We start from the raw sequence: 14,537 nt of genomic DNA, 5'->3' as shown, positions 1-14,537 counted from the left end.
AATTATATTGAGATGTTTTACAACCCGAAACGACAGCATAGTTCCAATGATGGACTATCACCGTTAGAGTATGAACGTCAGTATTTTAATGAGGCTAAAAGTCGTCTAGTGAAGTAGTGGCGATTCACTCTTGAGGGAAACCGACAGCCTTAGCCGTACTGTAGAAATGACGCGGGAAGATCTGCTCTACCTTGTACTTCTTACCTTTAGATGTGGTTAGTCCCATGGCAAGTTTGGCATCGCTAGGATCCAGCCCTCGACCACCAAATGCCGGATACATAGACAAGATGTCATAAAATGGCGTTAGCTGATAACGGCCTTCTGGCCTGATGAAAATGGAGAAGTTTTTAGCATGGCCATCAGTTGCCGCGAGCAACCAGAATAAGACTTGCGCCTTCATAAAGTTGTACCGATCTTGCTCGGCGGTCATAGAGCCTCGCAGAAAATCCATGATTTGTTTAATGCCGGGGCCACCATGGGTTTCATACTTTTTGGCCGAAGGTACGTTAAGCACCTGACAAAAATCCTCTTGAGGCAGCCTCAAAAGCTGCTGTCCATCCGAAGCAAGACGCCTATCAAAACGTTCAACTGCAAGCGCTTTAATATTACCGGTTTTAAGGATTGAGCACTCAGGCACATCTAGGCCAAACGCAGCAGCAAGCTGTGTACAGAGAAACTCATTTTCTACGCTGTCTGAGAGATCGATGCTGTATGAATGCGTTTCAATTTTACCGATTGGCAGTTTAATAATATGGCTGGTGGGCGTCCCCCCCACTGGTAAACACCATTGGCCCAGCCATTTAAGTAAAGCGGTTTTCTCCTGCGCACCAGCAATCGAAATACGGAAATCATCTTCTGACTCAATCATGCCTAGCGGAGCTTGCTGCTGATAACCTGTCAGCACTGCCTGTAAGCTAGTATCGGTAAGAGGCTTATACTGCATTGGCTGACGGGTATCTGGTTGCACACCATGCGGCATTAACTGAATCGCCCCAATGCAATCCATACCAATAGCGGTCAACAGATCAAATGGCTGGTTTGAGTTGGCTTGATAGCGAGCAACGATGCGTTGCCTTATCTCAGAGTTATCCGGTAGAAGGTTGTCAAAAAAGTTATAAACTTCATCGCCTTGATATTCTTGGCGGCGTAAAGGCATTGCCATAGAGATCGGGCGAGCGCCTGCGGTAGCGAGCCATTGTGTATCATATTTAAAATGATGGGCGCCATTGGTGAGCTTAGATAACACGCCAACCAAATAACCATTCATATAAACATCAAGTGAAGGCATTACCATTCTTCCTTCCACGCAGATGCGTTATCTTGCCCCGTTGAAGAGTTGCGAGGCTGGATGGACAACTCAAGCTCTAAGGCTGACAGTAACTTGAAAAATGTCTCCAACTTGGTGGACTCAGGCGACCGCTCAAAGCTAGATACCGTGTCTTGCCGAATCCCAACTTTGTTAGCGACATCTGCCTGTGATTTTTTGTCACTGAGCCGTACATCTTTTAGGTAGGCGCTCAATTGTTGAGTCGTGGTAATTTTCATCGACCTATCCTTATCAAACAGTTCCCATTAAGTTGCTTCTGGTGACACGCTATAACCGTTAAGATAAAGATTACACGCTATAGGCGGTAAGTCAATTTTTAACGCCTATAACAGGTAAAGGGCTATTTACACGCTATCACAGTTAATAACCGATCTACGTGTCACCAGCATGTCGAACGCTGCTATTGGGCCGCACATCCAGCGTATGCGAGTGATTTTACTTGGCAAGCTAGCATCAAGAGCCTTTAGTCATCCTCTGCAAATAGGCTATCAATCTCGTCCCAATCCGGTAATTCGTGACGTTTAGGCGTCATGTCAAACTTCAAGCCAACCGCATCAAGCAAGCGCTCAAGGATGTCGAATGAGCCAGTAAAACGACCATTCTCAATTTCTGACATAGTAACTTTATGAATACCTGTGATCTCTGAAAGGTGCTTCTGCGTTAAACCGAGCACTTTGCGATATTGGCTTACCGTCTTACCTATCGTCTGTCTGCTTGCCATATCAATGCCACCAATTATTAGCTATATGGCTAACATTGTTTGGATGAAATATTGGTAAAGCTATTGGTGTAAAATCTGCCATTAACCAAAATCACGATAACCATTCCAGCTTTCAGGTGAAATTGTCCGTAACCACATATTCAACGCTGCACGTTTTTCATTCCTATATTGACTGCGATTGTAGATGCCTGCGACGCCACTAACGGTGTGCCCAAGCAGATGCTCAACTACGTGACTGTCAGCGGCGGGTACTTGCTCAGGTCATCACTTTCTAAGCTGCCTGTGTGGCAGTGAACGTCTATTTTACTATCGATATAGAAACACCCCCCACGGGCGTGGGGACGACGGCGATCATCTTCACTTCACGACTCGGCAAACGGAAACACCCCCACGGGCGTGGGGACGACTACGTCAGGAAAGCGTGTCTGATATTGGCTAATATCCTTATAAACCTGCTGGCGGGATATGGTAAATTGTTTGACGACCTCGCAGTTGCGCACTGCGCCTTGCCATAGTGCCAACATTTCGATAAATGCCAGCCGTTCCTCGACTAATTGCCTCGCCATTCACTATCCATGTTATTCATCCATAAGCGTTATGGTGTATCAAAAATTTAGAGCATTGTCTTTCTGTATCTGGCCTGGGCCACATTGCGGTGACCTTAGTCCCCAAGTTTGACCACTGACAACCACGGGTAACATGAACAGGCACGAGGCACTGTGACTCAAATGGCTAAAACGTTATGCGACTCACCAGCAACATCTTGTTAGCAACGTTCAAGTTGCTGTTACTCATAAAACGCTGAGGATAACTTTAGATATCAGCAGTTTATGAGTATTGACTAATACCAAGTACGCAAGGGGAAATTCAGTGGTGAGAGCATTTTGCTAGCGTTAATCGCTAGTGACGCCACAGGTTTTCAATGGTGGGGGCAACATCGTCCAGTGACACCTGCTGCTCAGCAGCACCCATTTCAATGGCTTCTTTGGGCATACCAAATACCACACAACTCTGTTCGTCTTGGGCAAACGTGACCGCTCCCGCCTGCCGCATCTCCTTCAAACCTCTGGCACCATCATCGCCCATTCCGGTCAGAATGAACCCGGCCGCATCCGCCCCGGCCGCTTTGGCAACTGAGCGAAACAACACATCTACTGAAGGTTTATGCCGATTAACTAATGGCCCATCGTTGACCGTTACCACGTACCCGTTACCCCGTGCCACCAGCTGCATGTGACGCCCACCTGGCGCAATCAATGCCCGTCCGGGCAAGACCACATCCTGATCGGCGGCTTCCTTCACCTCTATTCGACACAAACTGTTGAGCCGCTGTGCAAACATTTCAGTAAATTTTTCAGGCATATGCTGAACAATCACGATGCCTGGCGGCTGCTCACTCAAGGCGGTCAGGATCCGCTCCAGTGCCTGTGTTCCGCCAGTGGAAGTGCCAATCGCTACCACTTTGCGCAGTGGCAAGCGGGTAGCAGCGCCCCGAGTAATCGGTGGTGGTTTAACGGCTGAGGGCTGCGGCTTACGGACAATATTAGCCAGCTTGGCACTGGCAGCCGCTTTCACTACGCTGACCACATCATTGGCACTATCGAGTAAGAAATCTTTCAGGCCAGCTTTGGGTTTAGTAATAAAACCAAAAGCACCGGCAGACATCGCCCGAACCGTTACATCGGCCCCTTTTTCCACCAAACTGGAACAGATAATCACCGGCGTTGGTCGCTTTTCCATGATCTGCTTCAGAAATGTCAGACCATCCATACGCGGCATTTCCACATCCAGCAGAACCACGTCAGGCCAGCTCTTCTCCATGCGCCGCATCGCAAAAATAGGATCAGCGGCCACGGCTACGTCGGCAATCATGCTGTCTGCCAGCAGTAGATCACTCATGACTTGGCGTACCACCGCCGAGTCATCCACTATCAACACATTGATCCCTTTGCCCACCAGTGAATTCATGTTGTTTCCCGTATGCAACACCTCTCATCCTTAAGCGCAACGGCACTCAGCCACAGTGACCATACTTAACCCAGACACTGCCACAATCCATCTCAAAAACCACCTGTCGGTAGCGACGCCCCCCCACATCCTCAGCTTTCACCTTAAATCCTGCCTCACGCAATTGTTCCCTGCCGAAGCGAATATTGGCTTCAGCAACGTTAAGGTTAGATTTGTGCTGCTCAGGTAACATCACCACGTTGCCGCCCCCAAAAATCTTGGCTTCAAACTCACTAGGTAACAACCGCGCTTTGGTAATATGTTCCAGAAAAAAATGGAATACATCGCTGCCAAAATATCCATGGGGATGCCGCTCAGCTCGATGAAAGCTTTGCCTATCAGGCAGCAGATAGTGACACATTCCGCCCAGTTTACGTCGTGGATGCCATAAAGTTATCGCCACACAGGAGCCTAACAGGGTCTGCATCTGCACGGGTTCATGGCTAAACAGCAATTCGCCAGGATTAAGCAGTAATCTACGCGTCCGGCACGGCGGTAAGGCAACCGTCATGATTTCCGCCCAAGTCGATACACCGAGGGCTGCAACAGGCTGACCTGATCTGTGACGCCTGTCAGGCTCTCTGCATGACCTATCAGCAAAAAGCCACCCACATTCATATGTTGGATAATGTTGGACACCACCCGCTGCTTTGAAAATTGATCAAAATAGATCATCACATTACGCAGCAGTACTAGGTCAAAACTACCAAGCCGCTCTGGCAGTTGCTGCAAGTTAGCATGACGAAACTCTACCTGGCTGCGTAGCTCCCGGCTCACTTTGAACTGTAACGACTTTTCACCCGTTCCTTTGAGGCAATACTGGTGCAAATAAGGTTTGGGAATATTCTCTGCCCGCTGCATCGGGTAGACGCCTTTTTTCGCCTTTTCAATAACTTCAGCATTAATATCAGTGCCGATAATCTGCCAACTCCCCTGATGATGGCTAGCCAGCACCATGGCTAAAGTGTAGGCCTCCTCGCCGGTAGAACTGGCGGCACTCCAGCATTTGAGATGTTGTCCACGAAATAGCGGCAATACGCTTTCCCGGATAAAGCTGAAATGGCTGTCTTCCCGAAAAAAAAACGTTTCATTGGTGGTTAATAAGTCGATGGCACGTTGTCGCTCCGATGGCGCCTGAGCATCCTGATTACTGCTGATCAATTCGTAATAGCGACGAAAGCTGGTAAACTCCAGCTCCCGCAGTCGGCCATTGAGACGACTAGCCACCAGCGCCTTTTTATTAGGAGCAAGCCGAATCCCTGCTGCTTGATACAGCCACTGACAGATCAGCTGAAACTCTGCTTCATGCAGAGGGATCTGCTGAAATGATTCAGGCCAAAGGGATTCCGCCATATTACGTTTCACACCCATTAATTCTCCATAGCCGCGTCTCGTACCTGTCCAACTAAGGTCATTTCTTCTACCGATAACACTTTGTTTTCATCCAGAATAATGACAAAGGCTTCGCCCAACTTACCCATCGCACGGATAAAATCTGTACGAATGCTGGCGCCAAAACTAGGAGCCCCGCGCAAACTGTCTTGAGCTATTTCTAACACTTCCGAGACGCTGTCCACCAGCACACCAATCACTTGAGAGTCTGTTTCTTGATCCACCTCTACAATCACAATGCAAGTGCGACGACTAATCTGCGAAGCTGCCATGCCAAAACGACTGGCGAGGTTCACCACCGGGATCACTTCTCCCCGCAGATTGATCACCCCTTCAATAAAATCGGGCATGCGCGGTACTTTGGTCACGCGTCCATATTCCAGAATTTCCTTCACATGGAGAATGCCAAACGCATATAGCTCACCATGTAATAGAAACGTCAGATACTGGGACTCCTCCTGAGCGTTGGCATCGCCTTCACGCACTGCCAACGATTGTTTAGCCTCTGCCATAAGGACTCCTAAAAACGTACAAATTCATTGTCATCATCTTCAGATGGCGCATTTTTATGGCTGGTTTGCAACGGTACCGTTTTGGCGGCGGTGCGTTTGGGGCCGCCGCGATTCGCCGCGCCGTTACCGGTTCTGAAGAACGTCATCAACTGCTGCAGTTGCTGGGCCTGACTACTCATTTCCTCAGCTGTAGACGCCAATTCCTCAGACGCTGAAGCGCTCTGTTGGGTAATACTGTTCAGCTGTTCCATCGCCTGATTGATCTGGGTGGCGCCGGTAGACTGTTCCCGAGACGCAGCACTGATCTCCTGCACCAGATCTGAGGTTTTTTCAATGGATGGCACCATTTCCCGTAGCAGATTACCGGCCTCTTCGGCCAATCCAACGCTGTTTTTGGCCACTTCGCCAATTTCCTGAGAAGCTACCTGACTGCGCTCCGCCAGTTTGCGCACTTCGGCCGCCACCACGGCAAAGCCCTTACCATGCTCACCTGCTCTGGCCGCTTCAATCGCAGCGTTTAACGCCAGCAGATTAGTCTGGTAGGCAATATCATCAATGATGCTGATTTTTTCAGCGATGGACTTCATCGCTGCCACTGTTTTAGTGACCGCCTCGCCGCCCTGTTTAGCTTCCCTTGCCGCTTTGGCAGCCATGGTATCGGTGACCTTGGCATTCTCGGTATTTTGCTCAATAGAGGCTGACATCTGCTCAACAGAGGAAGTCGTTTCCTCCACACTGGCAGCCTGCTCACTGGCCCCCTGACTTAGTGATTGTGAGGTTGCCGATACCTCTTCCGACGCAGAGGCTAACGCATCGCTGGCACTGTTAACCTCGCCCACAATCTGTGACAACTTACGAACCATATTCTGGATATTTGCCACCAGACTGGTGTTGTCATTCTGTCGGAGATTGAATTTAACGGTTAAATCCCCGTCCGAGATCTCCTTCACCAAGGACGCGGCGTAATCCGGTTCTCCGCCAATTTGCAACAGTACTGAACGGGTAATCCAGAAGCCCACCAGCAAACCAATAACAATGGCGATAACACAGACACTGAGCATCATCACTTTGGCCTGCTCATTGGACGCCTGCACTTTAGGACCAAGTGCCTCCTGCTGAGACTTGATGTCACCCATCAGATCTTCCAACAGTTTGGCCACATTGCGGCCAATAACGCTCAATTCGCCATCCATTAACTGATTTCGTTTTTTAATCACGCCTGTCAGCTCTTTAAAAACACTGGTGTAATGTTCGCTAGAAACTTTGATTTGATTCACCAGGGTTCGCTCATTGCTGTCTTTGACCTGCTTGTCCAGCGTTGCCAGTTGGTCCTTCAACGTGAGGTATTCACTGTCGGCCCGCTGAATATAACTATCTTGGTTATTATCAAGGAATTTCAAAACATATAAGCGCATCAGTAACAGGTGACGTAACGCCACCGATATGACATAGGCATCATCAGTTTTATCATTCTGTTTTGCGACTTTAAGCAGTTCCGCCATAGCACCTTCCATTTCTGGGCCCAAGAGGTCCAACTGACTGCTCATCAAGGCATCACGGCGCGCCATTAACTCGGTCACCTGACCGAACGCGGCATCATAGTTACTGAGTTGCTTCTCCAACTGTTCATAGATTTTCAATTGGGAGGGTTCCACCACCATCGACTTGGCTTGGGGCAATAAATCCATAAGCGTCTGCCAACGCTCATTTTTACGTTTGAGTGCCGCATCATCAGAAGTCATGTAGTAGCTGAGTACTTCCAGCCGCAGCGCCAGCATGCTGCTTTGGATATTTCCCGCTTCCACCGTATTGCGGGCATAGGAGCGATAATCGTCAAAACCACTACTGGCGGTGAACAACCCACGGAAGGAGATGATCGCCGCTAGACATAGCAGTAAGAGCACTATGCCAAACCCCATTCCTAACTTAAGGCCAAGCTTCATATTCCTGAACATAGCTATCTACCCTTTCCTTGTCGTGTGCACTTCTGTAAACGGCTACTGCTGGCTGCCGCCATCGAACTACTGTAATAACTGTGGCTCTGATTCAGTCATGGTGTTGATAAGGCCATGAATATCCAGAATCAACGCCACCGAACCATTGCCCAAGATGGTTGAACCACTGATGCAGCCTACTTTAGAAAACAGTTTGCCAAGCGGCTTAATGACGGTCTGAAATTCCCCTAACAGACAATCCACTACTAGACCAGCGCTGACACCGCCAGATTGCACCACCACCACGTTTTGTCGCGCCGGATAACGGCCTTCTACTCCCAAGCAATGACGCAGGTAGATCAACGGCAACACCTGCCCTCGCAAGTTAAAATAAGGAGCATCAAAGGGATTATCCGGCTGCTGTTTGAGTTCAAGACATTCCAAAACCGCATCCAGCGGCACGACAAACTGCTCATCCGCGACCCCAATCACAAAGCCATCAATAATCGCCAGTGTCAGCGGCAGAATGATGCGCATAGTGCTGCCCTGGCCTACCTGGCTGATAATTTCCACGCGGCCTCGCAGTTCAGCAATATTGCGTTTAACCACATCCATCCCCACGCCGCGACCAGACAGATTGGAGACTTTCTCGGCGGTAGAAAAACCTGGCTCTAAAATCAGATTGAGGATCTCCTCCCTAGATAACACGGTACTTTCATCCACCAGCTGTTTTTCAATCGCTTTGGCCCTTATTAGTTCTGGATCCAACCCTTTGCCGTCATCACTGACTTCAATCACGATATTGCCGGAATCATGGTAGGCATTAAGGATGATGGTGCCTTTTTCCGCTTTGCCCGCGGCAGCACGAACGGCGGGGGATTCGATTCCATGATCGATGGCATTGCGCACCAAGTGGGTTAATGGATCACCAATTTTCTCAATAACCGATTTGTCCAGCTCAGTTTCTGCACCGTTGATGACCAGTTCAATCTCTTTATCTAGTTCGTGGGCAATATCCCTGACCACCCGCTGAAAGCGGCTGAAAGTCGCACCGATGGGGATCATCCGTAGCTCTAATGCGGCATCACGCACCGCTTCTAGCAATGAATTCAGCACCGATACTGATTCATTTAGTGCGGAGTCCCCCAAGTTATCGGCCAGCAGCGAAGTCCCCGCTCCCGCAGTTACCAGTTCCCCAACCAGATTAATCAGCTTGTCGAGCTTCTCGGCATCAACGCGCAGGCTCTTCTGCTCTTTCACGAGGGTATCGCGCACTTTGCCCTGCTTGTCGAGTGCCGCTTGCAAGACCGGCTGGATACCCGCATTAGTGCTGGAGATGATCTCTCCCAATGGCTGATGACTACTGCTGCGTTGCTGTTGCAATTGCAACGCTCGCTGCAGTTCGTTTTCCGTCAGCGCCCCGGATGTCACTAACATCTGTCCAAGCAACTGATCCACTTGTGGCATTGCCTCTATTAGATCGACAAACTCCTGTAATCGACTACGAGGAGGAATAATGTGCAGAATGCTATCTTCCCTAACGAATTCAAATACATCTTCAATTTCTTGTTTCGATGCCGACGACGCCAGTTGAATGCCAAAAGCCAGATAACAGCTTTCACTGTCAAACTCTGAGACGGTAGGTAAAAATTCTGCCAGGGGGATAATGCTGATTACATCGCCAAGATGCTTGAGATACGTGATGAAAGAGAGGGGATCCATGCCATCCCGGAAGCAATTATGGCCAAAACGGATGGAGATATGCCAACACTCACTGCTGGCAACATCGTCGCTGTCTAGCCGTTCAAAAGGTGGCGGCTCGGATACTGGCAAGGCAGGTGCTTGCGTCTCAGCGGCGGCACCTGCAACTAAATAGGATTGCAGTGCGGCCAGTAGCGGCTGTCCGGCTTTCACGATGGTACTGTCGTGGTTACCGGCTTCAGCACTGTCCACCAGTTGCGCAATATGGTCCCGGCACTGCAACAACAACGAAACTAACGCATCAGAAATCGATAATTGGCGGTTGCGCAGGCGATCCAGCACGCTTTCCACCGCATGGGTAAAACTGACCACATCGTCCAAGCCAAACATGCCAGCAGAGCCCTTGATAGTGTGTGCAGCACGAAAAATGCCATGCAGACTCTCCTGACGTGACGCCTCATCCAGCGTTTCCAACTGCAGCAGCAACGACTCCATCTGCTCCAGCAACTCTCGGCTTTCTGAAAAAAACGTTTGCAGCGCGGCATCCATGTTCATCGAGTTTAGCTCCTTGCAAGTTAGACTTACGCATCACCTGCCAGCAACACGGAGTCGTCAAACCAATCTAGCAACCCCAGTAGACTGAACAGCGATATCACTGCATCGCTATGATTGACCAGCGTCAGTTTTTTCCCTGCCTGCAACCTTTCCCGTCGCGCCAGCATCAGCAACTGGGCACCGCTGCTGTCAATGTCAGTAACCTCTTTCAGATCAACAACCAGTAATGCATCGGTCGCCAGCAACGGCAAGAATGCCTGGGCTAACTCAGCAATGTGGTAAATGGTCATTTCGCCTTGAGGACTAACAGATTCGATACCTGCCTCAGTTATATGTTGCAGCATAATAAATAACCTCAGGGCATGATCAATTTACCAACCGCCGCCAGCAGTTGCTGTGGCACAAACGGCTTGACCACCCACGCCTTGGCACCGGCGGCCCGCCCTTCCTCTTTCTTGGCGCTTTCAGATTCAGTAGTGAGCATAATGACTGGTGTAAAACGGGTATCAGGGCGAGCCTTGAGTTCCTTCAGCAAAGTGATGCCATCCATATTGGGCATGTTGACATCGCTGATAACAAGATGAATGCGGTTACCATTAAGTTTGCTGAGCGCATCTTTACCGTCACAGGCTTGAATCGTGTCATAACCAGCACCATTGAGGGTCATGCTGACTACTTGTCGGATAGAAGCGGAGTCATCGACGATTAAAACTGTCTTTCCCATAACGCGTCCCTTTGCTATTTGAAGTTCTAATTAGAAAAACGTGATATCACTGGACTGCTGTTGTCGCTGTGGCCCCCCGCCATGAATGTGGTGTTGTTCAATCATGGTGTAGCGCTGCTTCATCTGCTCCAACCATTGGTTAACATCAAGGCTGGCGAATTGGGACTCACTAAAATCTTCCATCATGGACAACAGCTCTTCTAGATTGCTACGGATGTTCTGTAACACTTGACTGACCCGGTCCTGAAATTGCAGCTCGACAATGACCCCCGCAATGGCATCCCCTACCGCTGAGGTATCGTCACGTAACTGTTGAGATTGGTGTTCTAACTGACCGACAATATCGGTGAATTGATTAATCACTTCATCAATACAACGTTCGGTACTGGCTATCTGGCGCTCTTCTCGCTCGGCAGCATCCTGCGCCGCCGTGAGCGCAGCTTCGATGGCACTATTCACCGTCTGCACTTTGCCTGTCATGCTGGTGGCTATCTCTTGCGAACGTATCGACAAACTGCGCACTTCATCCGCCACCACAGAAAATCCGCGACCAGAATCGCCTGCACGAGCGGCTTCAATAGCGGCATTCAGTGCCAGTAAGTTGGTTTTGTTAGCAATGGAAACCACATCTGCCGCCATCTTGCTCAGTTCTGAAGTGTAGGTTTCCAGATTACGCATCTGCACTAACATCTCTTTACGCCCCTGCTGGGTATCGCGCAAAGCTTCCACTGCGGCAGACAATTCCGCACCACTTTGTTTGATCACCGCAACCACCTCACGGCCACCGCTGCCTTTTTGCACAGCGGTCAAAGATGCTGCGTGATTCAACCTGTCTGCCAGTTGATCAAACAGTCCTGAGAGTCCCGTTACCGCATCAGTTAAGTGAGTATCGGCATAACCGATATGTCCCAGCCAGATAGGGGCAGATTTTTGCAACAACTGCCGTAAACGGCCTTCACTAGTAGGCTCTGCCGTACCAGCAATATCCGGTTCCAAATGTGTTTTAGCCAAAGCCAACTGCTGGGTCAGCCCTTGCTGCGCCCACCAAACTGCCATCAAGGCAGTCAGAGCCCCAGCAAAGGAAACCAGAATGAGGGTCGTCGTTGTCATATCGCTGAAGGCTAATATCAGCGTCATCACAAACACGGGCAATAAAGCTGTTAAGGTCATCCTTTTCAATAACATGATCTGCCGTAATAAGTTAATAAATCAGAAAAAACTGCGCGCCTATTGAGTATTGCACAACATTCTGAGATCACAACGTGACCACAGCCAAAACTAGAAATATGAATAAAATTATTTAAAAAACAGATAATTAAAATGTAAAAACCAAAATAAATTAATTATTGTCGACGCCAGCCAGAAATGCAAAGCAGCACGGCTAATTGCAGCGATTTGCTCGCCGTCGTAAGGTCATAGCAAAGCAACCATCGAAGGCAAAACGGCTGTAAACAACGGCAGATGTACCGGGGTAAAAAGCCAGAGCACTCAGCTTGTACAGTATGTTGTTGTATGATTTTTTAAGGATAGTAATAAGATGAAATGAGACAGGTTTTCGCAACACCTCAGCAACGTTACGTAAAGCCGCTGACTGACCGCCGTTGCAGAATTAGCCAAAGCCGCAAGTGCAAAAGAAACTAGGAGTTCAAGCCAACAACTCGCGCAACTTGCACAGCGGTTAAGTGCCATGGTGCAGAAGTTTAAGCTTTAACGACTTTGAACATACCCGATATCACCCTGGAGCCTGCGTAATGTAGTCTCCGGCTGTTGCCCCGCTCAAATATACTCACACAACCTCTCAGCGCGAACTTTCACACACTTTGCCCGTCAGCAGCATGCTTACCGTCTCTGACACTCGCTATAGCTTACACTAAGGTCCACGTGGCAACATTTTGCCGTTAGGCGGCAAATCCTTGCACACTGCAGACGCTTTCACATGCGCAAAGCCCCGTTATATTAGCGCCAACATCACGCCCTGAGCTGGTACGTGATTTGCTATCAAAAAACATATACATATAAAAAATATACAAATTTATCGATTATTGCCCAGTAGAAACCACGCTATTGTCGGTATGAACGGAGACGCTCAATGGCAATCTACCACGGCTGTCGCTATTGCCATGAAACCCTTATGTGATGAGTTAAATGCGACCACCTATAACAGAACAGCTTTTGCGACAAACGGGGAACTCACTCGCTGACCTAACTGAGGATTCACAGTCGCAATTCGCGGCCACGAGCGGCGTTGCCGCTACAAAAGATATGTATCTAGAGATGCGTAAGCTGATACATGATTTAAAACTACCGCTGACCTTGGTCAACGGTGAACTGGAAGCTATTGAAGATGGCGTTCGCGCCTGGACACCAGAAACCACTCGCACCTTGCTATCGGAAATTGAACAACTCAAAAGTATGCTGACGGCAATGATGCCGTGTGAGCACGTTGCGCCCAACGAGAGCACAGCTACCGAGATCTCCTGCTTGCTTATGGCACATCTGCGTGTGCTTAGCGAGCAAACTTCACTTAGCATCACTCATAGTGTATGCCCTGAAATCAGCATCAATATTCAGCCTTGGGCCTTCAAACGCATCCTCGATAACCTCAGCAGCAATACCGTAAAATACACTTACCATCCCGGATGTCTGCATGTGTCACTCACCCAACAACAGCAAAAAGTGTTGCTACTTTGGCAAGATTCTGCGCCAGCCCCCACCGCCGAAGAACTGTATTTGTTGGGCAAACAGGGATATCGAGCAGAACTCACTGACCATGAGATGACTCAGGGAAGCGGCACTGGCCTGGCAAACGTGACGGCATTGGTTAGTCAAGCAAATGGGGAAATCAGCTTCCAGCACAACGGCTTTGGTGGACTAACCGTTGCGATTAAATTTCCGCTGACGAGTCTATATGGCGGCTAATTACCATATTCTTTTAATAGAAGACGAATACCAAATCGCTGCCTTGTTACGCGACTATTTTCTGCATAGCGGCATGCGCTTTACTCATGTCGCTGATGGCAAAGATGCCATGGCGGTATTCACTCGTGATGCGTTTGATCTGGTGGTGTTAGACATTGCCTTGCCCCATATATCAGGGATTGAGATCTGTCGCGAAATCCGCCGCATGTCTACAGTGCCAGTCATTATTCTAAGCGCCCTGAGTGCTGAAACAGAGCGCCTGCTCGGACAACAGTTGGAAGCCGATGACTATCTTGGCAAACCCTTTAGCCCACGCGAAGTCGTCGCTAAGGCCCAGGCACTATTGCGCCGCAGTAACAGAAAATGGTTATCGACCAAGGCCGATGCCACCCCGGCCGGTTTAACCCTAGACGCCACAAGATACGAGGTCTGTCTGCAACACCACACGGTGACCTTGACTAGGATTGAATTTTCGCTGTTCCATCTGCTCACGACACATCCTAGGCGGATCTATTCACGCGGACAACTTATGACCACGATGTACGGCGATCAACGGATTGTATCTGAACGCACTATTGATAGTCATATCAAGAAATTACGCAATAAACTCAAATTACTCAGCACAGACGAGATGATTGAATCGAGTTATGGCGTAGGCTACAGATACGTCGGTATGAAAGTAAGTGTTTATACGGAATAGATGTTGGTCGACTCAAGTAACGACTGAAGCGCCATACTCGCGCCT

16 protein-coding genes are annotated in these 14,537 nt (G+C 49.2%); 3 read left to right on the top strand and 13 right to left on the bottom strand.

Features of this window, described 5'->3' with window-relative positions:
• Nucleotides 1-117 (top strand): IS3 family transposase (locus J3L11_RS16585; RefSeq protein WP_207571122.1); only part of this gene is annotated, 117 nt, incomplete at its 5' end.
• A gap of 7 nt (nucleotides 118-124) precedes the next feature.
• Here J3L11_RS16585 and J3L11_RS16580 read toward each other — a convergent pair.
• From J3L11_RS16580 to J3L11_RS16520, 13 genes are all read right to left on the bottom strand, one after another.
• Nucleotides 125-1,288 (bottom strand): type II toxin-antitoxin system HipA family toxin, encoded by a 1,164-nt coding sequence (locus J3L11_RS16580; protein ID WP_207571690.1) that lies wholly within the window; start codon nucleotides 1,286-1,288, stop codon nucleotides 125-127.
• Nucleotides 1,288-1,545, bottom strand: a complete 258-nt coding sequence (locus tag J3L11_RS16575; protein ID WP_207571689.1) for a helix-turn-helix domain-containing protein — start codon at nucleotides 1,543-1,545, stop codon at nucleotides 1,288-1,290. The genes J3L11_RS16580 and J3L11_RS16575 overlap by 1 nt, the downstream gene beginning before the upstream one ends.
• Nucleotides 1,546-1,790: 245 nt before the next feature.
• A complete protein-coding gene (locus J3L11_RS16570) occupies nucleotides 1,791-2,048 on the bottom strand; it encodes a helix-turn-helix transcriptional regulator (RefSeq protein ID WP_207571688.1) in 258 nt (85 codons plus the stop codon).
• Between the two features lie 362 nt (nucleotides 2,049-2,410).
• A complete protein-coding gene (locus tag J3L11_RS16565; RefSeq protein WP_207571687.1) occupies nucleotides 2,411-2,614 on the bottom strand; it encodes a hypothetical protein in 204 nt (67 codons plus the stop codon).
• Between the two features lie 334 nt (nucleotides 2,615-2,948).
• Complete coding sequence (locus J3L11_RS16560; RefSeq protein WP_189618604.1) at nucleotides 2,949-4,016, bottom strand: chemotaxis response regulator protein-glutamate methylesterase; 1,068 nt, start codon at nucleotides 4,014-4,016, stop codon at nucleotides 2,949-2,951.
• 46 nt (nucleotides 4,017-4,062) lie between these two features.
• Nucleotides 4,063-4,566, bottom strand: a complete 504-nt coding sequence (locus tag J3L11_RS16555) for a chemotaxis protein CheD (protein WP_207571686.1) — start codon at nucleotides 4,564-4,566, stop codon at nucleotides 4,063-4,065.
• Nucleotides 4,563-5,426: a CheR family methyltransferase gene (locus tag J3L11_RS16550; protein WP_189618602.1), complete on the bottom strand. Its 864-nt coding sequence runs from the start codon at nucleotides 5,424-5,426 to the stop codon at nucleotides 4,563-4,565. The genes J3L11_RS16555 and J3L11_RS16550 overlap by 4 nt, the downstream gene beginning before the upstream one ends.
• Complete coding sequence (locus J3L11_RS16545) at nucleotides 5,426-5,959, bottom strand: chemotaxis protein CheW (protein WP_207571685.1); 534 nt, start codon at nucleotides 5,957-5,959, stop codon at nucleotides 5,426-5,428. Before J3L11_RS16545 ends, J3L11_RS16550 begins: the two co-directional genes overlap by 1 nt.
• A gap of 8 nt (nucleotides 5,960-5,967) precedes the next feature.
• The gene (locus J3L11_RS16540) at nucleotides 5,968-7,914 is read right to left on the bottom strand and encodes a methyl-accepting chemotaxis protein (protein WP_189618600.1); all 1,947 of its coding nucleotides are present in this window, start codon (nucleotides 7,912-7,914) and stop codon (nucleotides 5,968-5,970) included.
• A 66-nt stretch (nucleotides 7,915-7,980) separates the two neighbouring features.
• On the bottom strand, nucleotides 7,981-10,149 hold the full coding sequence (locus J3L11_RS16535) for a chemotaxis protein CheA (RefSeq protein WP_207571684.1): 2,169 nt from the start codon (nucleotides 10,147-10,149) through the stop codon (nucleotides 7,981-7,983).
• 26 nt (nucleotides 10,150-10,175) lie between these two features.
• Complete coding sequence (locus J3L11_RS16530; protein ID WP_207571683.1) at nucleotides 10,176-10,493, bottom strand: STAS domain-containing protein; 318 nt, start codon at nucleotides 10,491-10,493, stop codon at nucleotides 10,176-10,178.
• An 11-nt stretch (nucleotides 10,494-10,504) separates the two neighbouring features.
• Nucleotides 10,505-10,873 (bottom strand): response regulator, encoded by a 369-nt coding sequence (locus J3L11_RS16525; RefSeq protein WP_189618597.1) that lies wholly within the window; start codon nucleotides 10,871-10,873, stop codon nucleotides 10,505-10,507.
• A gap of 30 nt (nucleotides 10,874-10,903) precedes the next feature.
• Complete coding sequence (locus J3L11_RS16520; RefSeq protein WP_242695301.1) at nucleotides 10,904-12,043, bottom strand: methyl-accepting chemotaxis protein; 1,140 nt, start codon at nucleotides 12,041-12,043, stop codon at nucleotides 10,904-10,906.
• A gap of 975 nt (nucleotides 12,044-13,018) precedes the next feature.
• Between J3L11_RS16520 and J3L11_RS16515 the strand changes: the two genes are divergently transcribed.
• Together J3L11_RS16515 and J3L11_RS16510 are read left to right on the top strand one after the other, a co-directional pair.
• A complete protein-coding gene (locus tag J3L11_RS16515) occupies nucleotides 13,019-13,792 on the top strand; it encodes an ATP-binding protein (RefSeq protein WP_207571681.1) in 774 nt (257 codons plus the stop codon).
• Nucleotides 13,782-14,492, top strand: a complete 711-nt coding sequence (locus tag J3L11_RS16510) for a response regulator transcription factor (protein WP_207571680.1) — start codon at nucleotides 13,782-13,784, stop codon at nucleotides 14,490-14,492. The genes J3L11_RS16515 and J3L11_RS16510 overlap by 11 nt, the downstream gene beginning before the upstream one ends.
• The last annotated feature ends 45 nt before the right edge of the window (nucleotides 14,493-14,537 follow it).

Origin of the sequence: Shewanella sp. 4t3-1-2LB (genome assembly GCF_017368415.1) — a bacterium.
Taxonomy (GTDB): Bacteria; Pseudomonadota; Gammaproteobacteria; order Enterobacterales; family Shewanellaceae; genus Shewanella; species Shewanella fodinae.
This window is presented reverse-complemented; position numbering and strand designations above follow the sequence as displayed.

Excerpts from the sequence above, each read along its gene's own strand:
- J3L11_RS16530 (WP_207571683.1), bottom strand. The coding sequence starts at position 10,493 with ATGCTGCAACATATAACTGAGGCAGGTATCGAATCTGTTAGTCCTCAA.
- J3L11_RS16510 (WP_207571680.1), top strand. The coding sequence starts at position 13,782 with ATGGCGGCTAATTACCATATTCTTTTAATAGAAGACGAATACCAAATC.
- J3L11_RS16575 (WP_207571689.1), bottom strand. The coding sequence starts at position 1,545 with ATGAAAATTACCACGACTCAACAATTGAGCGCCTACCTAAAAGATGTA.
- J3L11_RS16580 (WP_207571690.1), bottom strand. The coding sequence starts at position 1,288 with ATGCCTTCACTTGATGTTTATATGAATGGTTATTTGGTTGGCGTGTTA.
- J3L11_RS16550 (WP_189618602.1), bottom strand. The coding sequence starts at position 5,426 with ATGGGTGTGAAACGTAATATGGCGGAATCCCTTTGGCCTGAATCATTT.
- J3L11_RS16525 (WP_189618597.1), bottom strand. The coding sequence starts at position 10,873 with ATGGGAAAGACAGTTTTAATCGTCGATGACTCCGCTTCTATCCGACAA.
- J3L11_RS16565 (WP_207571687.1), bottom strand. The coding sequence starts at position 2,614 with ATGGCGAGGCAATTAGTCGAGGAACGGCTGGCATTTATCGAAATGTTG.
- J3L11_RS16540 (WP_189618600.1), bottom strand. The coding sequence starts at position 7,914 with ATGTTCAGGAATATGAAGCTTGGCCTTAAGTTAGGAATGGGGTTTGGC.
- J3L11_RS16560 (WP_189618604.1), bottom strand. The coding sequence starts at position 4,016 with ATGAATTCACTGGTGGGCAAAGGGATCAATGTGTTGATAGTGGATGAC.
- J3L11_RS16570 (WP_207571688.1), bottom strand. The coding sequence starts at position 2,048 with ATGGCAAGCAGACAGACGATAGGTAAGACGGTAAGCCAATATCGCAAA.
- J3L11_RS16545 (WP_207571685.1), bottom strand. The coding sequence starts at position 5,959 with ATGGCAGAGGCTAAACAATCGTTGGCAGTGCGTGAAGGCGATGCCAAC.
- J3L11_RS16555 (WP_207571686.1), bottom strand. The coding sequence starts at position 4,566 with ATGACGGTTGCCTTACCGCCGTGCCGGACGCGTAGATTACTGCTTAAT.
- J3L11_RS16515 (WP_207571681.1), top strand. The coding sequence starts at position 13,019 with ATGCGACCACCTATAACAGAACAGCTTTTGCGACAAACGGGGAACTCA.
- J3L11_RS16535 (WP_207571684.1), bottom strand. The coding sequence starts at position 10,149 with ATGAACATGGATGCCGCGCTGCAAACGTTTTTTTCAGAAAGCCGAGAG.
- J3L11_RS16520 (WP_242695301.1), bottom strand. The coding sequence starts at position 12,043 with ATGACCTTAACAGCTTTATTGCCCGTGTTTGTGATGACGCTGATATTA.